The sequence below is a fragment of the Streptomyces sp. NPDC027672 genome, assembly GCF_055566335.1.
The window spans coordinates 153,268-176,779 of the sequence record NZ_JBVHSO010000011.1; the positions used below are offsets into that span (position 1 = coordinate 153,268).

Consider the following 23,512-nt stretch of genomic DNA (forward strand, 5'->3'; position numbering starts at 1 on the left):
AGACCTGGACGTGACCACCGAGGCCACGCGGCCCACGCGACGGCAGTCACCGCTGCGGATCAGCGACGTGTGGAAGGCGTACGGCCGCAGGCAGATCCTGTGCGGCGCCGACCTCGACGTGCCCGCCGGAGCGCTGATCGGCGTCGTCGGCGAGAACGGCGCGGGCAAGAGCACACTGCTCCGGATCGCCATGGGGTACCTGGCGCCCGACCGGGGCACGGTGGAGCGCACCGGCAAGGCGGGCTACTGCCCGCAGCACGCCGTGCTGAACGACTCGTTCACCGTCGCCCAGCACCTGCGTCTCTTCCAGGCGGCCTACCGGCTGCCGGACCTCACGCGCGCCCACGAGCTGATGGACCTCCTGGCGCTCACCGGCTGCGGCCGGCAGCGCGCCGGGGAGCTGAGCGGAGGCACGCGGCAGAAGCTGAACCTCGTGCTCAGCCTGATGCACGATCCGCAGCTCCTGGTGCTGGACGAGCCGTACCAGGGGTTCGACTGGGACACGCACCAGCGTTTCTGGGCGCTCGCCGCCCGGCTGCGCGACCAGGGCAGGTCGATCGTCGTGGTCTCGCACCTGCTGCACGACCTGCACCACTTCGACGCGGTCGGCCACCTGCGCGGCGGCCGTCTCGACCTGGAGAGGCCCACCCGATGACGTACCGGCGCCCGGCGTTCACCGAGATGCTGCGCTGCACCCTCCTCGGTCACCTGCGCAGCCGGATGGCGATGCTGCTGGCGGTCGCGTTCATCCCCGGCTGGATCATGGTGGCGCGGCTGTGCGCGCCGGACCGCGCGGTGCGCTTCTCCCTTCAGGCCGCGCACGCCGAGGTCCAGGCGCCGGCGAATCAGGTCAGCCAAGTGGTGAACGCCCTCGCCGCCGTCACCCTGGTCACGGGTTTCTCGATGTTCATGGAGACCTTCAAGGCCGGGGAGATGGACCGCCGGCTGGTCCTGGCCGGCTATCCGAGACTCCAGATGCTGCTGGCCAAGATCACCGCCGTCGCCCTCGCCACCGCCCTCGTCGCCGTGTACACCACGGCCGTGCTCCGCGGCTCGCTGCCGGTGCAGCAACTGGGCCCGCTGACCGTCGCCGTCTTCGGCGCCGGTCTCGCCTACGGCGGCATCGGTCTGCTGCTGGGCTCGCTGGTGCGCGGCGAGCTGGAGGGCTTCTTCCTCGTCATCATGCTCAGCCTGCTCGACACCGGTCTGCAGAACCCGGTCCTGAACGTGGCCGACCTCACCGGTCTGAACGCGCTGCCGCTGTACGGCGCGTGCCAGTCGGCGCTGGCCGCGGCGTTCACCTCCGTCACCTCCTGGTCCTACGGGCTGCTCTCGTTCGCCTGGTCCGCCGCGGCCGGCGCCCTGGCCCTGTGCGCCTTCCAGGCACGCACCCGCTCGCACTGCCGGATCGCCCCGGACGCGGTCGCCCCGGACGCGGTGGCCCCGGACGCGGTGGCCGAGGCACCGCACCCGTGATCCGCGGCCCGCGGACTGCCGGCTTCCGTGCGACGAGGTCTACGGTTTCGTCATGGACGACCCGACCGTACGCATCCGCGCCATGGCGCTCGCCGACTGCGACCGCGTCTCGGAGATCCGCGTCCGCGGCTGGCAGCACGCCTACCGGGGGCTGGTGCCGGGGCCGTACCTGGACGCGCTGGACGTGCGCGCGGACGCCGGGCGGCGGCGGGAGCGGTTCACGCGGGCCGACAGTCCGGTGGCGAACCTGGTCGCCGAGCGGGGCGGCCGGGTGCTCGGGTGGGCGGCGGTGGGGCCGCACCGGGAGGCCGGGGCGGACCCGCGGGACGCCGAGCTGTACGCGCTCTACGTCGATCCGGCGCACCTCGGCGGCGGGATCGGGCGGGCGCTGCTGGCCGCGTCGGCCGAGCGGTGCGCGGGGCGTGCGCGCATGTTCCTGTGGGTCTTGGAGGGCAACGCCCCGGCCCGCCGCTTCTACGAACGCGCCGGCTTCCGGCCCGACGGCGCCGAGGACACCTTCGAAGCATCCGGCGTACCCGTGCCCGAACTCCGCTACGTCCGCGAGCCCGGCGACTGACCGCGCGTCAGGTGGGCTGCTGTTGCGGGAGTTTCGCCAGGGCGTGTACCGCTGCCTCGGCGAGTGCGGGGTGGGCCAGGGCCTCGCCGAGCACCTGGCGGGCGCGGGGGTCGCCCAGTTCGCCGAGGCCCTGCACACAGGCGAGGGCGACCCGCCGGTAGGGGTCGTGCGGCCGCAGCCGCCGCCCCAGGGTGGTGATCAGCGCGGGGACGGACTCCGGGGCGCGCAGGGCGACCAGGAGCCGTACCGGGTGCAGGGCGTAGGCGACGCGGAGTTCGTTGGTGGCGAGGGCGGCGGCGGCCCGGGCGGTGCGCGGGTCGCCGAGCCGGGCGAGGGCGTGCGCGGCGGAGGCGCAGCGCGGCGGGTCCCGGTGGTTGAGCAGCAGCACCAGCGCCTCGAAGGCCCGCCGGTCGCCCGCGCGGCCGAGGCGGAAGGCGGCCAGTTCCCGGGCCCACAGCGGCTGTCCGGGCGCGGTGAGCACCTCCGCGAGCGTGTCGTGGTCCTCGGCGGCCAGCAGGCGGGCGAACGCCGCCGAGCCGCCCGACTCCTGCCGTAAGCGTTCCGTGAGCGAACGCGACTCTTCGTCCACGAGGTCCAGCGTAGGCGGGTCGCGGCGGCGGAGGGAGGTACATCACAGAGTCGGTTTCCCACCGGGGTCTGGCGCGCTCGTTACCCGCCGGTTAAGCTCATACGAGCGAGTAACCCTCGCTTCTTTCGCTGGCGACGGTCTGGTGACGCGGCCGTCGCGAGCGAGCGCTGTCGGTTCGGTACACCACGTGTACCGCAGTACGGCCGGCTCCGGGACAGAGCCGGCCGGAAAGTTGCCGTTCACGGGCGTGTGCGCGCCCGTGGCACCGGCCGCACCGGGCGTGTGCGCTCGCAGCCCGGCGACACCCGCATCCCTCCTCGCCCCGTGGTGCGCCCTGCCGGGCGCGCCACGGCGCGTTCCTCGTCGTCACCTCATTCCTGGAGTCCCGCGATGGCCGCTCCCCTGTCCGACACCCCCCTGTCCCCGCCGTCCCCGCTGAAGACGATCGCCGTCGTCGGCCTCGGCACCATGGGCACCGGCATCACCGAGGTCCTCGCGACGGCCGGCCGGGAGGTGATCGGCATCGACATCAGCGAGGACCGCACCGCCCGGGCGCTCGCCGCCCTGGAGGCCGCCACCGCCCGCTCCGTGGAGCGCGGCCGGCTCACCGCCGGGGAGCGGGCCGGGGCGCTGGCCCGGGTGCGCACCGCCACCGACCTCGGCGCGGCGGCCGACGCCGACCTCGTGATCGAGGTGGCCCCGGAGTCGTACGAGATCAAGCAGCGGATCCTGACCGGACTGGACGCCGTCGTCCGCCCGGAGACGATCCTGGCGACCGGCACCAACGCGCTCTCCGTGACCCGGCTGGCGGCCGGCTCGGCCCGCCCCGAGCGCGTGCTCGGCCTGCACTTCTTCAACCCGGCGCCCGCGATGCGGCTGGTGGAGGTGGTCTCCTCGGTGCTCACCGCGCCGCAGGCCGTCGCCGCCGTCACCGGGCTCGCGATCGAGCTGGGCAAGGAGCCGGTCGCGGTCGGCGACCGTCCGGGCTTCGTCGCGGACGGTCTGCTGTTCGGCTATCTGAACCAGGCCGCGGCGATGTACGAGTCGCGGTACGCCTCCCGGGAGGACATCGACGCCGCCATGCGGCTCGGCTGCGGTCTGCCGATGGGCCCGCTCGCCCTGCTGGACCTGATCGGCATCGACACCGCGCGCACGGTCCTGGAGGCCCTGTACGCCGAGTCCCGGGACCGGTTGCACGCGCCCGCCCCGATCCTGGGCCAGCTCAGCGAGGCGGGCCTGACCGGCCGCAAGTCCGGGCGCGGCTTCTACACCTACGAGGCGCCGGGCAGCGGGACGGTCGTGCCGGACGCCCAGGCTCCGGCGGCCGGCGGTCCGTCCGCCGGGGGCCGGGAGGTCCGCTCGGTCGGGGTCGCCGGGTCCGGCACGATGGCCTCCGGTATCGCCGAGGTGTTCGCGAAGGCCGGCTTCCAGGTCGTCCTGGCCGCCCGCAGCGAGGAGAAGGCGCGGACGGCCAAGGCCCGGATCGGCAAGTCCCTGGCCCGGTCCGTGGACAAGGGCCGGCTGACCGCCGAGGCCGCCGCAGGCGTCCTGGAGCGGATCGTCCCGGCGGGCTCCTACGACGCGTTCGCCGACGTGGACCTGGCCGTGGAGGCGGTCGCGGAGGACCTGGAGGTCAAGCGGCGGCTGTTCGCGGCGCTGGACGAGGTCTGCAAGCCGGGCGCGGTGCTGGCCACCACCACCTCCTCGCTGCCCGTCATCGCCTGCGCCCGCGCCACCTCGCGCCCGCAGGACGTGATCGGCATGCACTTCTTCAACCCGGCGCCGGCCATGAAGCTGGTGGAGGTCGTGCGCACCGTGCTGACCTCCGACGAGGTCCACGCGACGGTCCGCGCGGTCTGCGCGAGGACCGGGAAGCACGCCGTGGACTGCGGCGACCGGGCCGGGTTCATCGTCAACGCGCTGCTGTTCCCGTACCTCAACAACGCGGTGAAGATGGTCCAGGAGCACTACGCCTCGCCGGACGACATCGACGCCGCGATGAAGCTGGGCGGCGGCTATCCGATGGGCCCGTTCGAACTGCTGGACGTGGTCGGCCTGGACGTCTCGCTGGCCATCGAGAAGGTGCTGCACCGCGAGTTCCGGGACCCCGGCCTCGCCCCGGCGCCGCTGCTGGAGCATCTGGTGGCCGCGGGCTGCCTGGGCCGCAAGACCGGCCGCGGCTTCCGCGAGTATGCCCGCCGCTGACGGCGCCGGCGACGGGTTCCGGACGCGGCCGGACTGGGGCGGACTGCTCGAACCGGCCGGCCCTCCCCCGCCCTCCGCGGGCGGGGGAGGGTCCGGACCTGCGCATCGTGCTGCGCGGATGCAGTACGTTCGGGTCATGTCCCAGCCCGCCAAGTCCTCCCGTACACCCGCCACGCCCGACGCGCCGGAAAGTGCCGCAGGCAGTCGGGCCGCCGCCCAGCGGCTGAAAATGCGCCGAGAGCTGGCGGCGGCAGCCATGGAGCTGTTCGCGACCAAGGGGTACGAGGCCACCACCGTCGACGAGATCGCCGCCGCCGCCGGGGTCGCCCGGCGCACCTTCTTCCGCCATTTCCGCTCCAAGGAAGAGGCGATCTTCCCGGACCACGACGACACCCTGGTCCGCGCGGAGGCCGTGCTCAACGCCGCGCCCGCGCACGAGCACCCGCTCGACACGGTGTGCCGGGGGATCAAGGAAGTCATGAAGATGTACGCGGCGCGGCCGGAGATCTCGGTCGCCCGCTACAAGCTGACGCGCGAGGTGCCCACCCTGCGCGAGGCCGAGATCGCCTCCGTGGCCCGCTACGAGCGCCTGTTCACCCGCTATCTGCTCGGCCACTTCGACGAGCACGCGCACGCCGACGACGCCAACGACGACCCGCTGCTGGCGGAGGTCGCCGCCTCGGCCGTGGTCACCGCCCACAACCACGTCCTGCGGCGCTGGCTGCGGGCGGGCGGCCAGGGCGACGTGGAGGCCCAGCTGGACCACGCGTTCGCGATCGTGCGCAAGACCTTCGGCTCCGGCATCGGGGCCGGCCGCGAGTCGGCGCCGCGCACCCCGCCGGCCACCACCACGGCCGACGCCCGGGGCGAGGTCCTGGTGACGGTGGCCCGCACCGACGCACCCCTCGACGAGGTGATGCGCACCATCCAGCAGGCGCTCGGCGACCGGCTGTAAGACCCGGTCCGGCCGCGGCAGACGGGCGGTGGACGGCACTCGGTGCCGTCCACCGCCCGTTCTTTTACCACGCGACGATCGATCATCGCTCATCTGTTGCGTAAAGATTTCATCTGAGTGCGTTTTCTGGCACGCAGTGCCTTGTCACCTGTCACGGCGTGCCATACGGTGAAGTCGTCCGAGCGGCCGGCGAAGCGGACACCTTCTCCTCGCCGGCTGTCCCCGAGGGCCCTTGGCCCCTGCGCCCGGACGCCTGCGTCACAGGCACCCTCCCGCGCCACAAAGCGCTGCCGAAGCACCACCCGCCGGACCGACGGCACCCCTCGACACCCTCAGCAGCACTCAGCAAGCACCGACGATCCCCGAAAGGCGCCCCTCCCTCAGGGCGCTCACCGCCGGAGGCGACACCGTGACCGTGAAGGACATCCTGGACGCGATCCAGTCGCAGGACGCCACGTCCGCCGACTTCGCCGCCCTGCCGATCCCCGATTCGTACCGCGCGATCACCGTGCACAAGGACGAGACGGAGATGTTCCAGGGCCTGGAGACCCGCGACAAGGACCCGCGCAAGTCGATCCACCTCGACGAGGTGCCGGTGCCCGAACTGGGCCCGGGCGAGGCCCTGGTGGCCGTCATGGCCTCGTCGGTCAACTACAACTCGGTGTGGACCTCGATCTTCGAGCCGCTGTCCACCTTCGGGTTCCTGGAGCGCTACGGCCGCACCAACGAGCTGGCCAAGCGGCACGACCTGCCGTACCACATCATCGGCTCCGACCTCGCGGGCGTCGTCCTGCGCACCGGCCCGGGCGTCAACGCCTGGAAGCCCGGTGACGAGGTCGTCGCCCACTGCCTGTCGGTGGAACTGGAGTCCTCCGACGGCCACAACGACACCATGCTCGACCCCGAGCAGCGGATCTGGGGCTTCGAGACCAACTTCGGCGGGCTCGCCGAGATCGCGCTCGTGAAGTCCAACCAGCTGATGCCGAAGCCGGCCCACCTCAGCTGGGAGGAGGCGGCGGCGCCGGGCCTGGTGAACTCCACCGCCTACCGCCAGCTCGTCTCCCGCAACGGCGCCGGCATGAAGCAGGGCGACAACGTGCTGATCTGGGGCGCGAGCGGCGGACTCGGCTCGTACGCCACGCAGTTCGCGCTGGCCGGCGGCGCCAACCCGATCTGTGTCGTCTCCTCGCCGCAGAAGGCGGACATCTGCCGGGCGATGGGCGCCGAGGCGATCATCGACCGCAACGCCGAGGGCTACCGGTTCTGGAAGGACGAGCGGACCCAGGACCCGAAGGAGTGGAAGCGCTTCGGCAAGCGCATCCGCGAACTGACCGGCGGCGAGGACATCGACATCGTCTTCGAGCACCCCGGCCGCGAGACCTTCGGCGCCTCCGTCTACGTCACCCGCAAGGGCGGCACCATCACCACCTGCGCCTCGACCTCGGGGTACCTGCACGAGTACGACAACCGCTACCTGTGGATGTCGCTGAAGCGGATCATCGGCTCGCACTTCGCCAACTACCGCGAGGCGTGGGAGGCCAACCGCCTCATCGCCAAGGGCAAGATCCACCCGACCCTGTCGAAGGTCTACGACCTGAAGGACACCGGCCAGGCGGCCTACGACGTCCACCGCAACCTGCACCAGGGCAAGGTCGGCGTGCTCTGCCTCGCGCCCGAGGAGGGCCTCGGCGTGCGCGACGCGGAGACGCGCGCCCGGCACCTCGACGCCATCAACCGCTTCCGGAACGTCTGAGGGCCGCAGATGACAGAGCGTCAGAAGGACCGTCCGTGGCTCATGCGGACGTACGCCGGCCACTCGACGGCGGAGGCGTCCAACGAGCTGTACCGGCGCAACCTCGCCAAGGGCCAGACCGGCCTGTCGGTGGCGTTCGACCTGCCGACCCAGACCGGCTACGACCCCGACCACGTCCTCGCCCGCGGCGAGGTCGGCCGGGTGGGCGTGCCCGTCGCGCACCTGGGTGACATGCGCCGGCTGTTCCAGGACATCCCCCTGGAGCAGATGAACACCTCGATGACGATCAACGCCACCGCCATGTGGCTGCTGGCGCTCTACCAGGTCGTCGCCGAGGAGCAGGGCGCGGACCTCACCAGGCTCCAGGGCACGACCCAGAACGACATCGTCAAGGAGTACCTGTCCCGGGGGACGCACGTCTTCCCGCCGGGGCCCTCGCTCCGCCTGACGACGGACATGATCGCGTACACGGTCTCCCACCTGCCGAAGTGGAACCCGATCAACATCTGCAGCTACCACCTGCAGGAGGCCGGGGCCACGCCGGTGCAGGAGATCGCGTACGCGATGTCCACCGCGATCGCCGTCCTGGACGCCGTGCGCGACTCCGGGCAGGTGCCCGAGGAGCGCATGGGCGACGTGGTCGCGCGGATCTCCTTCTTCGTGAACGCGGGCGTCCGCTTCGTCGAGGAGATGTGCAAGATGCGGGCGTTCGGCCGCATCTGGGACCGGATCACCCGCGAGCGGTACGGCATCGAGAACCCCAAGCAGCGCCGCTTCCGCTACGGCGTCCAGGTCAACTCGCTCGGCCTGACCGAGGCGCAGCCGGAGAACAACGTCCAGCGGATCGTGCTGGAGATGCTGGCCGTGACGCTGTCGAAGGACGCCCGCGCCCGCGCCGTGCAGTTGCCCGCCTGGAACGAGGCGCTCGGCCTGCCCCGGCCCTGGGACCAGCAGTGGAGCCTGCGCATCCAGCAGGTGCTGGCCTACGAGAGCGACCTGCTGGAGTACGACGACCTCTTCGAGGGCTCGAAGGTGGTCGAGGCCAAGGTGGAGGAGCTGGTCGCGGACGTCCTCGCGGAGGTCGGCCGCATCGAGGAGATGGGCGGCGCGCTGGCCGCCGTGGAGTCCGGCTATCTGAAGTCGCAGCTGGTCGCCTCGCACGCCGAGCGCCGGGCCCGGATCGAGTCCGGCGAGGAGAAGATCGTCGGCGTCAACGCCTTCGAGGGCACCGAGCCGAACCCGCTGACGGCCGATCTGGACACCGCGATCCAGACGGTGGACCCGGCGGTCGAGGCCCGCGTCGTCGACGGGCTGCGGCACTGGCGGGACACCCGCTACCAGCCGCCGTTCAACCACCCGCGGCCCTGCAAGGCGCTGGAGCGGCTGAAGGAGGCCGCCCAGGGCACCGAGAACCTGATGGAGGCCACGCTGGAGTGCGCCCGCGCCGGCGTCACGACCGGCGAGTGGGCCGCCGCCCTGCGGGAGGTGTTCGGCGAGTACCGGGCGCCCACCGGGGTCTCCTCCGCGCCGGTCGCGGTGACCGCCGAGCCGGGCTCGGCGCTCGCCGGCGTCCGGGCCCGGGTGGAGGCCACCGCCCGCGAACTGGGCGTCGCCCGGCTGCGCTTCCTGGTCGGCAAGCCGGGCCTGGACGGGCACTCCAACGGCGCCGAGCAGATCGCCGTACGGGCCCGGGACGCCGGCTTCGAGGTGGTCTACCAGGGCATCCGGCTCACTCCCGAGCAGATCGTGGACGCGGCAGTGGCCGAGGACGTGCACGCGGTGGGCCTGTCGATCCTGTCCGGCTCGCACGCCCAGCTCGTCCCGGACGTGCTGCGGCGGCTGCGTGTGGCCGGTGCCACAGAGATACCCGTGATCGCGGGTGGCATCATCCCGAACGGTGACGCCGAACAGCTCAGGGCCGCCGGGGTGGCCGCGGTGTTCACCCCGAAGGACTTCGACATCACCGGGATCATCGGCCGCATCGTGGACGAGATCCGCACAGCGAACAAGCTCGACCCCTTGGAGGTCCCCGCATGACCGCCCACCCGCCGCCCGCCACCAGCGCCGCGCAGCCGTCCGTCAACCGCCTCCGCCCCCGGCGTTCCTGCCTGGCGGTGCCGGGCTCGAACCCGCGCTTCCTGGAGAAGGCCCAGGGCCTCCCCGCGGACCAGGTCTTCCTGGACCTGGAGGACGCGTGCGCGCCGCTCGCCAAGCCCGGGGCGCGGCACACCATCGTCAAGTTCCTCAACGAGGGCGACTGGACGGGCAAGACGCGGGTGGTCCGGGTCAACGACTGGACGACCGAGTGGACGTACCGGGACGTCGTGACCGTGGTCGAGGGCGCCGGCCCCAACCTCGACTGCATCATGCTGCCCAAGGTGCAGAACGCCCAGCAGATCGTCGCGCTGGACCTGCTGCTGACCCAGATCGAGAAGACCATGGGCTTCGAGGTCGGGCGCATCGGCATCGAGGCGCAGATCGAGAACGCCCAGGGCCTGAACAACGTCAACGAGATCGCCCAGGCCAGCCCGCGGATCGAGACGATCATCTTCGGCCCGGCCGACTTCATGGCGTCGATCAACATGAAGTCGCTGGTCGTCGGCGAGCAGCCGCCCGGCTACCCGGCCGACGCCTACCACTACATCCTGATGAAGATCCTGATGGCCGCCCGCGCCAACAACCTCCAGGCGATCGACGGCCCCTACCTCCAGATCCGCAACGTGGACGGCTTCCGCGAGGTGGCCGGCCGGGCCGCCGCGCTGGGCTTCGACGGCAAGTGGGTGCTGCACCCGGGCCAGGTCGACGCCGCCAACGAGGTCTTCTCCCCCTCCCAGGAGGACTACGACCACGCCGAGCTGATCCTGGACGCGTACGACTACTACACCTCCGAGGCGGGCGGCAAGAAGGGCTCCGCGATGCTCGGGGACGAGATGATCGACGAGGCCAGCCGCAAGATGGCCCTGGTGGTCGCCGGCAAGGGCCGGGCCGCCGGACTGCGGCGCACCAGCACGTTCGAGATCCCGGAGGCGTGAGCGCGATGCAGTTCGGACGCACGTACGAGGAGTTCGAGGTCGGCGCGGTGTACAAGCACTGGCCGGGCAAGACGGTCACGGAGTACGACGACCACCTGTTCTGTCTCCTCACCATGAACCACCACCCGCTCCACCTGGACGCCCACTACGCCGGGGAGACGACCGACTTCGGCCGGAACGTCGTGGTGGGCAACTACGTCTACTCGCTGCTGCTGGGCATGTCCGTGCCGGACGTCTCCGGCAAGGCGATCGCCAACCTGGAGATCGAGTCGCTGCGGCACGTGGCGCCGACCTTCCACGGGGACACGGTCTACGGCGAGACGACGGTGCTGGACAAGTGGCCGTCGAAGTCGAAGAGCGACCGCGGGATCGTCCACGTCGAGACCAGGGGCTACAAGCAGGACGGCACCGTGGTGTGCGTCTTCCGCCGCAAGGTGATGGTGCCCACCGAGACGTACACCAAGGAGCGCGGCGGCGAGCAGCCGGGCCGCCCGGAGCCGAAGCAGCAGGAGAAGTAAGCCATGGCCCGTCTCGCCCAGACCGCCGGTCTGACCGACGTCCAGCAGGAGATCCTCTCCACCGTCCGGGACTTTGTCGACAAGGAGATCATTCCGGTCGCGACCGGGCTGGAGCACCGCGACGAGTACCCGCAAGCCATCGTGGACGGCCTGAAGGAGCTGGGGCTGTTCGGGCTGATGATCCCCGAGGAGTACGGGGGCCTGGGCGAGTCGCTGCTCACCTACGCCCTGTGCGTGGAGGAGATCGCCCGTGGCTGGATGTCGGTGTCCGGCATCATCAACACCCACTTCATCGTCGCGTACATGCTCAAGCAGCACGGCACGCCGGAGCAGAAGGAGCACTTCCTGCCGAGGATGGCCGCCGGCGACATCCGGGGCGCCTTCTCCATGTCGGAGCCGGGCCTCGGCTCCGATGTGTCGGCCATCACCTCCAAGGCGGTCCGGGACGGCGACGCGTACGTCCTGAACGGCCAGAAGATGTGGCTGACGAACGGCGGCACCTCCTCGCTCGTGGCCGTCCTGGTCCGCAGTGACGAAGGACACCCCGAGGGCACGGCCCCGCACAAGTCGATGACGACCTTCCTGGTCGAGAAGGAGCCGGGCTTCGGCGAGGTCCGTCCGGGCCTCACGATCCCCGGCAAGATCGAGAAGATGGGCTACAAGGGGGTCGACACCACCGAGCTGATCATGGACGGCCTGCGGGTTCCGGCCGACCGGGTGCTCGGCGGCGTCACCGGCCGAGGTTTTTACCAAATGATGGACGGCGTGGAGGTCGGCCGGGTCAACGTGGCGGCGCGCGGCTGCGGCGTCGCCCAGCGGGCCTTCGAGCTGGGCGTCCGGTACGCCCAGCAGCGGCACACCTTCGGCAAGCCGATCGCACAGCACCAGGCCATCCAGTTCAAGCTGGCGGAGATGGCCACCAAGGTGGAGGCCGCGCATGCGATGATGGTCAACGCGGCGCGCAAAAAGGACTCCGGGGAGCGAAACGACCTGGAGGCCGGCATGGCGAAGTACCTGGCCTCCGAGTACTGCAAGGAGGTCGTGGAGGACGCCTTCCGGATCCACGGCGGCTACGGCTTCTCCAAGGAGTACGAGATCGAGCGTCTCTACCGCGAGGCCCCGATGCTGCTCATCGGTGAAGGTACCGCCGAGATCCAGAAAATGATCATCGGCCGCAGGCTGCTCGAAGAGTATCGGTTCGAGGGCTGATTGTCCGGGTACGGGGTGTTTTCTTCGAGAAGAAGATCACACCCCGTAGGCGGTCTTCAGCCGCCGACTCGGCTTCCTGGCTTGCCCAGTTGTGGGCCGCGCCCGGTACGATCCGGGAAAGCCGCCGTCCCCCGTCAGAGCGCGGCATCATCCGCTACGAAGGTCATCCATGCCCCACAGCCAAACCTCTGCACACCGCGACAGCCTGGTAGGCGCACGCCTCGCGCGCGGAGCATCGCCGTGGCTTCTCCCGACCGTCGCCACCGCAGCCCTCAGCCTGGCCCGCGCCCGCCGCTCCGGCGCGGCGAAGGCCGTCGCCGTGCCCGCCACCGCGCTCGCGGCGGGCATGCTGTGGTTCTTCCGCGACCCCGAGCGCGAGATCGCCACGGGCCGGGTCATCTCGCCGGCCGACGGCGTGGTGCAGAGCATCATGCCGTGGAAGGACGGACGCACCCGCGTCGCGATCTTCATGAGCCCGCTCAACGTGCACGTGAACCGCGCGCCGCTGGCGGGCACGGTGACGTCGGTCGAACACATCCCCGGCGGCTTTGTTCCGGCTTTCAACAAGGAGAGCGAGAACAACGAGCGCGTAGTCTGGCACTTCGACACCGAACTCGGCGACATCGAGATGATCCAGATCGCCGGCGCGGTGGCCCGCCGCATCGTGCCCTACCTCCCGGAGGGCACGAAGGTCGAGCAGGGCGACCGAATCGGTCTGATCCGCTTCGGCTCGCGTGTCGACCTCTACCTGCCCGAGGGCGTGGAGGTCGCGGTCGAGGTCGGACAGAAGACCGTGGCTGGGGTGACTCGCATTGACCGTGATTGATCCGGAAACCCAGGCGGGCTGGGTGCCCGAGGCCGACGAGGTGGACGACGAGGAGGAGATGCCTCTCTCGCTCCGCCTCTCGATAGCGGACACGCTGACGCTGGGCAACGCCACCTGCGGGTTCATGGCGGTGTACTTCACCACCACCGGCATCCTGATCCCGCACCTGACCGGCAGCCAGGAGTCCGGCATGGCCCGCCACAGCGCGGCCACGGCGGTCATCCTGATGCTCTGCGCGGCGGTGTTCGACCTGTTCGACGGCCTGGTGGCGCGCAAGCTGCGCTCCTCGCCGATGGGCGCGGAACTGGACAACCTGTCGGACCTGATCAGCTTCGGCCTCGCGCCCGCGTACTTCGTGCTCGTCTACGGCATGGTCGCCGACGACGCGCACCAGCGGGTGGCGGCGGTCGGAGCGATCGTCGTCCTGCTCGCCGTGGTCCTCAGACTGGCCCGGTTCAGCTGTGTGACGATGAAGGACGGCGTGTTCCAGGGCATGCCCTCGCCGTTCGGCGCGCTGACCGTCGTCTCGATCGTGCTGCTGGAGCTGCCGTTCGTGGCGACGCTGCTGGCGATCCTGGGGACGGCGTGGCTGATGGTGAGCCGGGTCGAGTACCCGAAGCCGCGGGGCCGGCTGGCCGGGGCGATGCTCTCCTGGATCGTGCTGTCCATGGGCCTGCTGGCCGCCTGGGCCTTCGACGCCCCGAGCGGTCAGTTGCTGCTCCAGACCGGCTGCGCGCTCCAGCTCGTGATGGGCGCGGTGATCCCGCTGTTCGCCACGGCGCGCCGGGTGAACAACTTCCGCGACAACCGCCGCGAGGCGCGGGCGGCACAGCTGCCGTAGCGATAGGCAGACGAGGGGCCCCCTACCCGGCCGGGTAGGGGGCCCCTCGTCTATGTACCGCGGTTCCTCAGCGCAAGCGGTCCTCGGCGATGCGGGCGGCGACGCGTTCCAGGATCGGTCCGGCGTCCGCGATGCACCGGGCCACGTCCGGCTCGACCGAGGTCAGCGGGTAGGCCTGGGAGATCCCGGCGCCGTGCAGCGCCTCCGGCGGCAGCGCGAGGCGCCCGCACACCGCCACGACCTCCTTGCCCGCGGCCCGCGCCGCCGCGGCCACTCCCGCCGGCGCCTTGCCGTGCAGCGTCTGCTCGTCCAGCGAGCCTTCCCCGGTGATGACCAGCGCGGCCCGCTCCAGGGCGGGCGCGAAGCCCAGGACGTCCAGCATGACCTCGATGCCGGGGCGGAAACGGGCGCCCAGCAGCAGGGCGCCGAAGCCGATGCCGCCGGCCGCGCCCGCGCCCGGGGACGCCGCGTACTGCGCCGCCCGGGGGCCCGCCGCCGCCTCCAGCACCTTCGCGAAGCGGGCCAGCGCCGCGTCCAGCGCGGCCACGTCGGCCGGCGAGGCGCCCTTCTGCGGGCCGTACACCGCCGGCGCGCCCTTCGGCCCGGTCAGCGGGTTGTCGACGTCGCTGGCCAGCACCAGGTCCACCGCGGACAGCCGCGGGTCCAGACCGGAGAGGTCGGCGCGGGCCAGGTCGGCGAGGCCGCCGCCGCCCGGGGCGACCGGCTCGCCCCGCGGGGTCAGGAACCGCGCGCCCAGCGCGGACAGCATGCCCGCGCCGCCGTCCGTCGTGGCGCTGCCGCCGACGCCGAAGACGATCGTCCGCGCGCCCGCGTCCAGCGCGGCCCGCAGCAGTTCGCCGGAGCCGTACGTGGAGGCCGTCAGCGGTGCGAAGACCCCGGCCGGCAGCCGGTGGAGCCCGCTGGCCTCGGCCATCTCCACGACCGCGGTGTCCCCGCGCAGCGCGAACGCGGCCGTCACCTGCTCGCCGAGCGGTCCGGCGACCCGGGCCTCCCGGCGTTCGAAGCCGGCCGCGACCGCCGCGGCCACCGTTCCGTCGCCGCCGTCGGCCACCGGCAGCGCCTCGACCGCGAGGTCCGGCACGACCCGGCGCAGCCCGGCCGTCACCCGCTCGGCGACCTGCACGGCCGTCAGCGAGCCCTTGAACTTGTCCGCGGCGATGAGCACCCGGCGGGTCTCGTTCACTGCAGCGTCCGCCACCTTGTGTTCCCCTTGCTCTCCGGGCCCCGCGCGTGTCGGGGCCAGTCGCGCCGCTGTGACCATAACCGCAGGACACCCCCGCCGTCATGCCCCGCCCGAAGCGTGGGAAGGCGCGGGGACGGGCCCGCCGAAGTGGGTACACCCCTGCCATGAGCACCGCACGCACCGGCCCCGGTCTCGCCGACCGCGTCCACGGCGGCTGGCTCGGCCGGATCGCGGGCAACATGCTCGGCAAGCCGGTCGAGCAGGGCGAGGTGTGGACCCGTGACCGCATCGACCGCTATCTGCGCCGGGCCGCCGCCCTGCCGCTGACCGACTACCTGCCGGAGCCCGCCGACCCGGCCGAGGCCGCCGAGCTGCGCCCGGAGTGGCGCGGCTGTGTGCGCGGCCGGGTCGACGGCAGCTGCCGGGACGACGACGTCGACTACGCGATCCTCGGCCTGCACCTGCTGGAGACGCACGGCTTCGGCTTCAGCACCGAGCAGGTCGGCGACCTGTGGCTGCTCAGACTGCCGTACCTGCAGACGTTCACGGCGGAGCGGGCCGCGTACCGGAACCTGGCGAGCGGGCTGAAGCCGCCGCTGACGGCGACGTACGACAACCCGTACCAGGAGTGGATCGGCGCGCTGATCCGCGCCGACGTCTACGGCTGGACCTGCCCCGGCGACCCGCTCCGGGCGGCCGGTCTGGCCCGCCGGGACGCGGTGCTCTCGCACACCGGCAACGGCGTCTACGGCGCCATGTGGGCCGCCGCGCTGATCGCCGCGTCCTTCACCGCGCCGACCGTCCGGGACGCCCTGGAGACCGCGCTGACGGTCGTGCCGGGGAGCAGCCGGCTGGCCCGGACGGTACGGCGGGTCGCGAGCCTGCACGAGGCCCGGCTGCCCTGGGCGGAGACCCTCGCCACGGCGGCCGAGGAGACCGCCGGGCTCGGCTGGATCCACACCGTGCCGAACGCCGCCGTCCTGACCGCCGGACTGCTGTACGGCGACGGCGACTTCACCCGGACCATCGCCCTGACCGTGCGCGGCGGCCTGGACACCGACTCCAACGGGGCGACGGCCGGTTCGGTGGCCGGGGTGCGCACCGGGGCGGCCGCCATCCCGGCCCAGTGGCGCGAGCCGCTGCGGGACACGGTGCGCAGCGCGGTGTTCGGCTTCGACGGCGTGCGGATCAGCGCGCTCGCCGAGCGCACCCTGCGCCTGGCGACGGCCGGGACGTAACGGGACGTAAGGCGGGCCCGGCTGGTTACCCTTCCCCCATGACGACCACGGACGACTTCGCCACGTACATCGCCGGCCTGCCCCGGGTGCTCGCCGGTGCCGCCGCGCTCTTCCGGGACGCCGAGGGCCGGGTGCTGCTCGTGGAGCCCAACTACCGCGAGGGCTGGGCGCTGCCGGGCGGGACCATCGAGTCCGACACCGGGGAGACGCCGCGCGAGGGCGCCCGCCGGGAGACGCTGGAGGAGATCGGGCTCGACCGTCCGCTGGGCCGGCTGCTCGCGGTGGACTGGGTGCACGGCACGAACCGGCCGCCGCTGGTGGCGTACCTGTACGACGGCGGTGTCCTCGACGACACCGAGCTGAAGGCCATCCGCCTCCAGGAGGAGGAGCTGCTGTCCTGGCGGCTGGTGGAGCGCGCCGGCCTCCCCGCCCACCTGCCCGGCGCGCTCGGCCGCCGGGTGCTGGCCGCCCTGGACGTCCTGGCGCAGGGCACCGGCACGGCGGAACTGGAGAACGGCCACCGGGTGGCGTGACGCACCGGCTCTCGGGGGGCGCGGCCCGCGGTCACCTGGCGCGGCGTGTCGTGCCGGGTGGGTCAGAACAGGGTGGTGCCGCGTTCGAAGTCCAGCAGGTCGCGTTTGCGGTGCAGGCCGCCGCCGTAGCCGGTGAGGGCGCCGTCCGCGCCGACGACGCGGTGGCAGGGCACGATGATGCCGATGGGGTTCCTGCCGTTGGCGAGGCCGACCGCGCGGGACGCCTTGGGGTTGCCGAGGGCGTCGGCGAGTGCGCCGTAGGAGCGGGTCTCGCCGTAGGGGATGCGGGTGAGCTGCTCCCAGACGCGGCGCTGGAACGGGGTGCCCTGGAGGCTGAGCCGCAGGGTGAAGCGGCGCAGCTCGCCGGCGAAGTAGGCGGCGAGCTGTTCCCTGGCCTCGGCGAACGGGGTGTCGCCGGGGGTGCCGAACGTCTCGTGCGCGGGGCGGTGGCGCTGGTCGGTCATGTAGAGGCCGCACAGGACGCCGTCGTCGGCGACGAGGGTGAGCGGGCCGTAGGGGCTGTCGATGACGGTGTGCTGCTTCACGCCGGGGCTCCTCACGCGGGCAGGAAGTTGACGGGGTGGCTGTCGGTCGCCCAGAGGTACTGCACGGCGTACGCCCGCCAGGGCCGCCAGCCCTCCGCGCGGGCGGTGAGCGCGGCCGGCGTGGCCGGCAGGCCCAGCTCCCGGGCGGCGCGCCGGATGCCGAGGTCCGTGGGGAGGAACGCGTCGGGGTCGCCGAGGGCGCGCAGCGCGATGGCCTCCACCGTCCACGGCCCGAAGCCGGGCAGCGCGCGCAGCCGGGCGCGGGCCTCGGCCCAGTCGGAGTCCACGCCCAGGCGCAGCGCGCCGTCGGCGAGCCGGCTGACCAGGGTGGTGAAGGTGGTGCGCCGGGCACCGGGCATGGCCAGCGTGCCGGGGTCGACGGCGGCCAGCGCCTCCGGGGCCGGGAAGAGGTGGGTGAGGCCGCCCTCGGGATCGTCCAGGGGCTTGCCGTGCGCGGTGACCAGGCGGGCCGCGTGGGTGCGGGCGGCGGCCGTGGACACCTGCTGTCCGAGGACGGCGCGGACGGCGAACTCGGCCTCGTCGACGGTGCGCGGCACCCGGCGGCCGGGGCCCCGGTCGACGAGGGGGGCGAGCAGCGGGTCGGCGCGCAGCCGTTCGTCGACGGCGACCGGGTCGGCGTCCAGGTCGAGCAGGCGGCGGCAGCGGCTGATCGCCACCGTCAGGTCCCGCAGGTCGCTGAGCGTGAGCCGGCAGGCGATGTGGTCGGGGCGCGGGGCGAGCGCGACGATCCCGTAGCCGTAGGGCAGCCGCAGGGTGCGCCGGTAGGCGCCGTCGCGCCACTCCTCGACTCCGGGTACGGCGGTGGCGGCGAGGTGGCCGAAGAGGTTGGACGGGTTGAGCGGGGCGCGGAACGGCAGCCGCAGGGTGAGCGCGCCGGGGGTGCCCGCGCCGGCGGCGGGGACGCGGGCGCGCAGTTGGCTCGGGGACAGCGCGAAGACCTCGCGGACGGTGTCGTTGAAGGCGCGGACCGAGGAGAAGCCGGCCGCGAACGCGATCTCCGCCATGGGCAGCGCGGTGGTCTCGACGAGCAGCCGCGCGGTCTGGGCGCGCTGGGCGCGGGCGAGCGCGAGCGGACCGGCGCCGAGTTCGGCGAGCAGGTGCCGTTCCACCTGCCGGGTGCTGTAGCCGAGCCGGGCGGCCAGTCCGGGCACGCCCTCGCGGTCCACGACGCCGTCGGCGATCAGCCGCATCGCGCGGGCCGCCAGGTCGGCGCGCTGGTTCCACTCCGGGGAGCCGGGGCTGGTGTCGGGGCGGCAGCGTTTGCAGGCCCGGAAGCCGGCCTGCTGGCAGGCGGCGGCGCTCGGGTAGAACGTCATGTTCTCCGGTTTGGGCGGCACGACCGGGCAGCTCGGCCGGCAGTAGATCCGCGTGGTCAGGACGGCGGTGAAGAACCAGCCGTCGAACCGCGCGTCCTTGGACCGCACGGCGCGCACGCAGTGTTCCCGGTCGAGTGGTGTCGCTGTCGCCATGGGTCCAGCATCGGCCACCGGGGGCCCGGGAAGCTGGCGGGAATCCGACACGTACGTGGCCCCGGCCAGGGACTCTTCCGGCTCAGGTGGCGGGTGCGGTGAGGGCGCCGCGCTGCCGGAACCCGGTGATCCACTCGGCGGTGGCGCGCAGGCCGCCGAAAGTGTAGAAGTGCACCTTCACGGTGCCGTGCCGGGCCGGGTCGTACCGGTCGGCCAGCGCGTGCAGGAAGCGGTCGGGGCCGGTGGTGCCCACGAGGTTGGTCAGCGAGAAGCCGTACTTGCGGGCGACGGAGGCGCTGGTGCCGACGCCGAACCGGGTGGCGTAGCCCAGCAGCCGGCGCACGCCGGCCGGTCCGGGGACGCCGACGCGGACGGGCAGGTGCACGCCCTTGGCCCGCAGGGCCTCCAGCCAGCCGAGGACCGGGTCGGCGTCGAAGCCGAACTGGGTGATGACGTCGCCGCCGAAGCCGTCGGCGGCGAGGGCCGCCGCCTTGTCCGTGAGCGCCTGCCACAGCACCCGGTCGGTGATGCCGGGGTGGCCCTCGGGATAGCCGGTGACGCCGACGTGCCGGACGCCGTGGCGGCGCAGCAGCCCGGTGCGCAGCACGGAGAGGGCGTCCGGGTAGGGGCCTTCGGGACGGGCCGGGTCGCCGCCGACGACGAACACGTTCTCGGCGGTGCCGTCGGCCGCCAGCCCGGCGAGGAACTCCTCCAGGGCGGTGCGGGAGGGCAGGCGGCGGGCGGAGACGTGCGGTACGGGGACGAAGCCCAGCCGGCTGACCGCGCGGGCCGCCGCCAGCCGGGTGGCGGTGTCCTCGCCGGCCAGGAAGGTGATGTTGATCCGGGTGCCCGGCGGGATGCCGTCGCGCGCCTCCTCCAGCCGGGGCACGTCCTTGCCGGTCATCTCCAGGGAGAAGTCGTCCAGCAGAGCGGGGTTCATCGTGCTTCTCGTGCTCCTCGTACGACGTGCGGCTCGGGCCCGCGGCTCGCCGGGGCGTGGTCCCGGGCCCCGCCGATGATGCCACGCGGGTGGCCGGGACCCGCGGGCAGGGCGTGCGGCGCGCGGCGGCCGGCACGGTCCGCGACACGAGGCTCGGCCGGGCCCGTCAGCCCACGACGAGCCGTCCGTCCGGCAGGAGGGCGGTGGTGAACTCCTCGACGGCGCGGGCCAGGCGGTCCTCCGCGTCCGCGGCCAGGCGCGGCGGTCCGTCGTCGCCGCGGGTGATGCTCTGGTCCAGGACGAAGGCGCCGCGCAGCACCTGGCGGGCGCCCAGGGCCGTCAGGACGGGCCGCAGCGCGTAGTCGAGGGCGAGGGCGTGGGCGAGGGTGCCGCCGGTCATCAGCGGCAGCACCGTCTTGCCGGCGAGGCCCGCCTGGGGCAGCAGGTCGAGGAAGGCTTTGAGCAGGCCGCTGTAGGCGGTCTGGTAGACGGGGCTGGCGATCACGACACCGTCGGCGGCGGCGACCGCGTCCAGGGCCCGGCGCAGCGCCGGCTCCTCGGTCCGCACGGCCAGCAGCGGGGCCGGCGGCAGCTCGCGGACCCGGACGTGCTCGGCGGTCAGTCCCGCCCCGGCCAGCCGGTCCAGCACATGGGCCGTGAGCAGGGCGGTGCGCGAGCGCGCCGAAGGGCTGCCGGATATCGCGACCAGGGACGTCGGCGTCATCGAGGGCTCCTTCGCGGGTCGCCGGGACGGCGGGGCGGACGGCGGGCGTGCGGACGGCGGACAGAGGGGGGTGCGGGTGCGCGGACGGTGAGACGGCGGGCGGGCGGTGCCGCGCGGCGCCCCGGGTGCCGGGCGCCGCGCGGTGCGTGCCGGGACGGTTCCCGGCGGGGGTGCCCGTCAGGCGGCGGGCGGCTGGACGGACTGGCTGTGCCGGAAGACGTTCCGCGGGTCCCACTTCGCCTTGACGCGTTGCAGGCGCGGGTAGTTGTCCTTGTAGTAGAGGGTGTGCCAGGGGGTGGAGGAGGTGTTGAACCGGGGGTCGCCGAGGTCGATGTCGGGGTAGTTGACGTAGCAGCCGTCGGTCACCTCGTTCGGCACCGGGACGCCGCCGGTGTCCGCGTAGACCTCCCCGTAGCACTCGCGGGCCCAGGAGATGTACCGGTCGTCGTCGGCGGGGTCGTTCCAGAACACCTGCCAGAGCATCTTGAAGGCGGCGTCGCGGTGCGGGGCGGCGGTCGCCGCGGGGTCCACCGCGTTGATCCGGCCGCCGTAGGACGTCAGTTGCACGCTGATGCCGGGGTTGTCGATGTCGTCGCGGGTGAGGTGCTTGTACAGCGCCTCCAGGTGGCTGTCGGGGAAGGCCGCCCGCATGAAGGAGGACTTGTACTCGGCGCGCAGCGTGGGGTCGTTGAGGAGGCTGTTGGTGGTGCCGAGCATCCGCACCGCCTGGAGCCAGGGCAGCCGGCGGGGCGCCGCGAACTGGGGCAGCGCGGGCAGGTCGCCCATGTGCCGGGTCAGCGCGCCGTGTTCGGCGCTGATGCCGTAGCCGATGTGCTTGAGGTAGTCGGCGAGGATCTGCTCGGCGTCCGGGGCCGTGGCGTCGACCAGGGCGAGCAGGCCGATCTGCCCGGCCGAGCGGTGGTTGAGGACGAGCTGGCTGATGAGCGCGCGGTGGGGGTCGTCGGGCGCGCGGTGGGCGACGTGCCAGTCGGCGTAGTTGCGCGCCAGTTGGTGGAACTCCTCCCGGCTCAGCTCGCTCCACGCCCAGCCGACCGCGCTCACGAGGAGTTCCGCGGGCGGCTTCGGCAGCAGTCCGCGCGGGTCGCGGCCCCGGGCGTCCGGGGAGCGGAACCAGTAGCGGGTGACGATGCCGAAGTTGCCGCCTCCGCCGCCGGTGTGGGCCCACCACAGCTCGCGCCGGGGGTCGTCCGCGTCGCGGGTGGCGACCACCGCGCGGGCCTTGCCCCGGGCGTCGACCACGACCACCTCCACCGCGTAGAGGTGGTCGACGACCAGGCCGTGCAGGCGGCACAGCGGCCCCCAGGCGCCGCCGCTGACGTGGCCGCCCATGGCGACCGAGTAGCAGAACCCGGTGGGGACGACGACGCCCCACTCCGGGTAGAGGGTCTGGTACGTACGGAGGTTGGTGGCGCCGGACTCGACGGCGACGGCGCCGCGCCGCTCGTCGTGGTACACCGCGCTCATGCCCGACATGTCCACGATCATCTGGACGTCGGGGTGGTGCACGAAGTCCTCGTAGCAGTGGCCGCTGGAGCGGACGCTGATCCGCTTGCCCTCGTCGACGGCCTGCTGGACGGCCGCCACCACCTCGTCGGTGGACCGCACGAGCCGTATGGACTCGGGCCGGGCCACGTAACGCTGGTTGAGCCCGCTCACCAGATCGGCGTACTGCCGGTCGGCCCGGGTGACCGTGAGGCCGGCCGGGTGGCGGGTGGTGTCTTCGGTCATGTGTGTCACACCTTCACGCGAATCCTGGGTGTCCTGGGTGAGAACCCCGAATGTGTTGGGACTGCCGAATCGCTGTGATCCCCCGTGCGGCAAAACGGTGTCCCGGCCGGCGCTTCGCGGCCGGGACACCCGGCACAGGATCGCGTCGTGGGTGCTCGTGAGGTGATGTGTTGGTGCGGGCGGGCCCGGTGGGTACCGTCAGCCGGCCCGCAGCGGCGGGATCACCTCACGGGCGACTCGTTCGAACTCCTCCAGATGCGCCTCCCCCGGCCAGTCGAGGACGAATTCGGAGACACCGGCGGCGGAGAACCGCTCGAAGATCTCCTCGTAGGTGTGCTGTCCGGCCCTCGGGTCCCAGGGCCCGAAGACGGTGTACGAGCGCCGGACGTCCGCGGGGTCCCGGCCGGCGGCCTCGGCCAGCCGGTCGAGCCGTTCGTTCTGTTCGGCGGTGATGGCGAGCACCTCGGCGGCGCTCGCGCCGGGCGGACCGTGGGTGTTCCACGCGTCGGCGAACGCGGCGGCGACCCGGATGAGGGTCGGCGACTGGCCGCCGACGGTGACCGGCAGCCGCGGGTGCTGCGCGGAGCCGGGCACGGTCACCACGTCCTTCACCCACAGCCGGCTGCCCTGGTGGCTGAAGACACCGCCGCGCAGCACGCCGTCGACGATCGTGACGTAGTCCGTGAACCGCTCGGCCCGCTCCTTCGGGGACCAGGGTTCCTGGCCCACGCTGAAGTGGTCCCACGGGAAGATCCCGGCCCCGATGCCCAGTTCGAAGCGGCCGCCCGAGAGGTGGTCCAGGGCGATCGCCTGCTTGGCGAGCTGGGCGGGCGGGCGCAGGATCTGGTTGGCGACCAGGGTGCCGATCCTGATCCGGCGGGTCACCACGGCGGCCGTGGCCAGCACCGACCAGCTGTCGAACCAGGGCCGGCGCGCGTCCCGCAGGTCGGCGCTGTGGTCGGGCAGGAAGACCTGGTCGAAGCCGAGGTCCTCCAGCAGGCGCAGGCGTTCGGCGAGGACCGGGAAGGGCTGGTCCGGGTAGAGCATGACGCCGAACCGGCGGACGGGCCGTCCCGGGGTGCCCGGGGCGGGCCGCGGTGCCGCGCCG

22 protein-coding genes are annotated in these 23,512 nt (G+C 72.9%); 14 read left to right on the top strand and 8 right to left on the bottom strand.

Annotated elements, in window-relative coordinates; translation table 11 throughout:
* Positions 1-10 precede the first annotated feature (10 nt).
* From ACZ4SV_RS26010 to ACZ4SV_RS26020, 3 genes are read left to right on the top strand one after another with little or no spacing between them, the layout of a single operon-like run.
* Positions 11-655 (top strand): ABC transporter ATP-binding protein, encoded by a 645-nt coding sequence (locus tag ACZ4SV_RS26010; protein ID WP_468006818.1) that lies wholly within the window; start codon positions 11-13, stop codon positions 653-655.
* Entirely contained in the window at positions 652-1,476 is an 825-nt protein-coding gene (locus ACZ4SV_RS26015; protein ID WP_468006820.1) for a hypothetical protein, read from the top strand. The genes ACZ4SV_RS26010 and ACZ4SV_RS26015 overlap by 4 nt, the downstream gene beginning before the upstream one ends.
* A gap of 52 nt (positions 1,477-1,528) precedes the next feature.
* Positions 1,529-2,053, top strand: coding sequence for a GNAT family N-acetyltransferase (locus ACZ4SV_RS26020; protein ID WP_468006822.1), 525 nt, complete (start codon positions 1,529-1,531; stop codon positions 2,051-2,053).
* Positions 2,054-2,060: 7 nt separating this feature from the next.
* Here ACZ4SV_RS26020 and ACZ4SV_RS26025 read toward each other — a convergent pair whose 3' ends face one another.
* Entirely contained in the window at positions 2,061-2,642 is a 582-nt protein-coding gene (locus ACZ4SV_RS26025) for an adenylosuccinate lyase (protein WP_468006824.1), read from the bottom strand.
* A 390-nt stretch (positions 2,643-3,032) separates the two neighbouring features.
* Between ACZ4SV_RS26025 and ACZ4SV_RS26030 the strand changes: the two genes are divergently transcribed.
* The 9 genes from ACZ4SV_RS26030 to pssA all read left to right on the top strand — a co-directional run bounded on the left by ACZ4SV_RS26030 (position 3,033) and on the right by pssA (position 13,981).
* Positions 3,033-4,847 (top strand): 3-hydroxyacyl-CoA dehydrogenase family protein, encoded by a 1,815-nt coding sequence (locus ACZ4SV_RS26030; RefSeq protein ID WP_468006826.1) that lies wholly within the window; start codon positions 3,033-3,035, stop codon positions 4,845-4,847.
* 136 nt (positions 4,848-4,983) lie between these two features.
* Positions 4,984-5,802: a TetR family transcriptional regulator gene (locus ACZ4SV_RS26035; RefSeq protein ID WP_468006828.1), complete on the top strand. Its 819-nt coding sequence runs from the start codon at positions 4,984-4,986 to the stop codon at positions 5,800-5,802.
* A gap of 415 nt (positions 5,803-6,217) precedes the next feature.
* Positions 6,218-7,555 (top strand): crotonyl-CoA carboxylase/reductase, encoded by a 1,338-nt coding sequence (ccrA, locus tag ACZ4SV_RS26040; RefSeq protein ID WP_468007026.1) that lies wholly within the window; start codon positions 6,218-6,220, stop codon positions 7,553-7,555.
* Positions 7,556-7,564: 9 nt separating this feature from the next.
* Entirely contained in the window at positions 7,565-9,592 is a 2,028-nt protein-coding gene (locus ACZ4SV_RS26045; protein WP_468006830.1) for a protein meaA, read from the top strand.
* Complete coding sequence (locus ACZ4SV_RS26050) at positions 9,589-10,587, top strand: HpcH/HpaI aldolase/citrate lyase family protein (RefSeq protein ID WP_468006832.1); 999 nt, start codon at positions 9,589-9,591, stop codon at positions 10,585-10,587. The genes ACZ4SV_RS26045 and ACZ4SV_RS26050 overlap by 4 nt, the downstream gene beginning before the upstream one ends.
* 5 nt (positions 10,588-10,592) lie before the next feature.
* The gene (locus ACZ4SV_RS26055; protein ID WP_397938929.1) at positions 10,593-11,105 is read left to right on the top strand and encodes a MaoC family dehydratase; all 513 of its coding nucleotides are present in this window, start codon (positions 10,593-10,595) and stop codon (positions 11,103-11,105) included.
* Between the two features lie 3 nt (positions 11,106-11,108).
* Positions 11,109-12,314, top strand: a complete 1,206-nt coding sequence (locus tag ACZ4SV_RS26060; protein ID WP_365877666.1) for an acyl-CoA dehydrogenase family protein — start codon at positions 11,109-11,111, stop codon at positions 12,312-12,314.
* Between the two features lie 169 nt (positions 12,315-12,483).
* Complete coding sequence (locus ACZ4SV_RS26065; RefSeq protein ID WP_030346776.1) at positions 12,484-13,140, top strand: phosphatidylserine decarboxylase; 657 nt, start codon at positions 12,484-12,486, stop codon at positions 13,138-13,140.
* 22 nt (positions 13,141-13,162) lie between these two features.
* Positions 13,163-13,981 carry a CDP-diacylglycerol--serine O-phosphatidyltransferase gene (gene pssA, locus ACZ4SV_RS26070; RefSeq protein ID WP_365941804.1) on the top strand — a complete coding sequence of 273 codons (819 nt, stop codon included), beginning with the start codon at positions 13,163-13,165 and terminating at the stop codon, positions 13,979-13,981.
* A 67-nt stretch (positions 13,982-14,048) separates the two neighbouring features.
* Here pssA and ACZ4SV_RS26075 read toward each other — a convergent pair whose 3' ends face one another.
* A complete protein-coding gene (locus ACZ4SV_RS26075) occupies positions 14,049-15,185 on the bottom strand; it encodes a glycerate kinase (protein ID WP_468007029.1) in 1,137 nt (378 codons plus the stop codon).
* Between the two features lie 164 nt (positions 15,186-15,349).
* On the opposite strand from ACZ4SV_RS26075, the gene ACZ4SV_RS26080 reads away from it, so the two are divergent.
* Positions 15,350-16,423, top strand: a complete 1,074-nt coding sequence (locus ACZ4SV_RS26080) for an ADP-ribosylglycohydrolase family protein (RefSeq protein WP_365881911.1) — start codon at positions 15,350-15,352, stop codon at positions 16,421-16,423.
* Positions 16,424-16,461: 38 nt separating this feature from the next.
* Positions 16,462-16,956, top strand: a complete 495-nt coding sequence (locus tag ACZ4SV_RS26085) for an NUDIX hydrolase (RefSeq protein ID WP_365881913.1) — start codon at positions 16,462-16,464, stop codon at positions 16,954-16,956.
* A 62-nt stretch (positions 16,957-17,018) separates the two neighbouring features.
* Here the strand turns inward: ACZ4SV_RS26085 and ACZ4SV_RS26090 are convergent, their stop codons facing one another.
* From ACZ4SV_RS26090 to ACZ4SV_RS26115, 6 genes are all read right to left on the bottom strand, one after another.
* Positions 17,019-17,501 carry a methylated-DNA--[protein]-cysteine S-methyltransferase gene (locus ACZ4SV_RS26090; protein WP_468006835.1) on the bottom strand — a complete coding sequence of 161 codons (483 nt, stop codon included), beginning with the start codon at positions 17,499-17,501 and terminating at the stop codon, positions 17,019-17,021.
* A gap of 11 nt (positions 17,502-17,512) precedes the next feature.
* On the bottom strand, positions 17,513-18,991 hold the full coding sequence (locus tag ACZ4SV_RS26095; RefSeq protein WP_468006837.1) for an AlkA N-terminal domain-containing protein: 1,479 nt from the start codon (positions 18,989-18,991) through the stop codon (positions 17,513-17,515).
* Positions 18,992-19,073: 82 nt separating this feature from the next.
* Positions 19,074-19,931, bottom strand: a complete 858-nt coding sequence (locus tag ACZ4SV_RS26100) for a methylenetetrahydrofolate reductase (protein ID WP_468006839.1) — start codon at positions 19,929-19,931, stop codon at positions 19,074-19,076.
* 166 nt (positions 19,932-20,097) lie between these two features.
* The gene (gene ssuE, locus ACZ4SV_RS26105) at positions 20,098-20,655 is read right to left on the bottom strand and encodes an NADPH-dependent FMN reductase (protein WP_468006841.1); all 558 of its coding nucleotides are present in this window, start codon (positions 20,653-20,655) and stop codon (positions 20,098-20,100) included.
* 177 nt (positions 20,656-20,832) lie between these two features.
* Positions 20,833-22,404, bottom strand: a complete 1,572-nt coding sequence (locus ACZ4SV_RS26110; protein WP_468006843.1) for an FAD-binding oxidoreductase — start codon at positions 22,402-22,404, stop codon at positions 20,833-20,835.
* Positions 22,405-22,602: 198 nt separating this feature from the next.
* Positions 22,603-23,451: an LLM class flavin-dependent oxidoreductase gene (locus ACZ4SV_RS26115; RefSeq protein WP_468006845.1), complete on the bottom strand. Its 849-nt coding sequence runs from the start codon at positions 23,449-23,451 to the stop codon at positions 22,603-22,605.
* Positions 23,452-23,512: the final 61 nt, after the last annotated feature.

Coding starts and splice junctions, on each gene's coding strand:
- ACZ4SV_RS26110 (WP_468006843.1), bottom strand. CDS start 22,404: ATGACCGAAGACACCACCCGCCACCCGGCCGGCCTCACGGTCACCCGG.
- ACZ4SV_RS26065 (WP_030346776.1), top strand. CDS start 12,484: ATGCCCCACAGCCAAACCTCTGCACACCGCGACAGCCTGGTAGGCGCA.
- ACZ4SV_RS26055 (WP_397938929.1), top strand. CDS start 10,593: ATGCAGTTCGGACGCACGTACGAGGAGTTCGAGGTCGGCGCGGTGTAC.
- ACZ4SV_RS26060 (WP_365877666.1), top strand. CDS start 11,109: ATGGCCCGTCTCGCCCAGACCGCCGGTCTGACCGACGTCCAGCAGGAG.
- ssuE (WP_468006841.1), bottom strand. CDS start 20,655: ATGACGCCGACGTCCCTGGTCGCGATATCCGGCAGCCCTTCGGCGCGC.
- ACZ4SV_RS26100 (WP_468006839.1), bottom strand. CDS start 19,931: ATGAACCCCGCTCTGCTGGACGACTTCTCCCTGGAGATGACCGGCAAG.
- ACZ4SV_RS26095 (WP_468006837.1), bottom strand. CDS start 18,991: ATGGCGACAGCGACACCACTCGACCGGGAACACTGCGTGCGCGCCGTG.
- ACZ4SV_RS26085 (WP_365881913.1), top strand. CDS start 16,462: ATGACGACCACGGACGACTTCGCCACGTACATCGCCGGCCTGCCCCGG.
- ACZ4SV_RS26115 (WP_468006845.1), bottom strand. CDS start 23,451: ATGCTCTACCCGGACCAGCCCTTCCCGGTCCTCGCCGAACGCCTGCGC.
- ACZ4SV_RS26050 (WP_468006832.1), top strand. CDS start 9,589: ATGACCGCCCACCCGCCGCCCGCCACCAGCGCCGCGCAGCCGTCCGTC.
- ACZ4SV_RS26035 (WP_468006828.1), top strand. CDS start 4,984: ATGTCCCAGCCCGCCAAGTCCTCCCGTACACCCGCCACGCCCGACGCG.
- ACZ4SV_RS26030 (WP_468006826.1), top strand. CDS start 3,033: ATGGCCGCTCCCCTGTCCGACACCCCCCTGTCCCCGCCGTCCCCGCTG.
- ACZ4SV_RS26045 (WP_468006830.1), top strand. CDS start 7,565: ATGACAGAGCGTCAGAAGGACCGTCCGTGGCTCATGCGGACGTACGCC.
- ACZ4SV_RS26015 (WP_468006820.1), top strand. CDS start 652: ATGACGTACCGGCGCCCGGCGTTCACCGAGATGCTGCGCTGCACCCTC.
- ACZ4SV_RS26020 (WP_468006822.1), top strand. CDS start 1,529: ATGGACGACCCGACCGTACGCATCCGCGCCATGGCGCTCGCCGACTGC.
- ACZ4SV_RS26080 (WP_365881911.1), top strand. CDS start 15,350: ATGAGCACCGCACGCACCGGCCCCGGTCTCGCCGACCGCGTCCACGGC.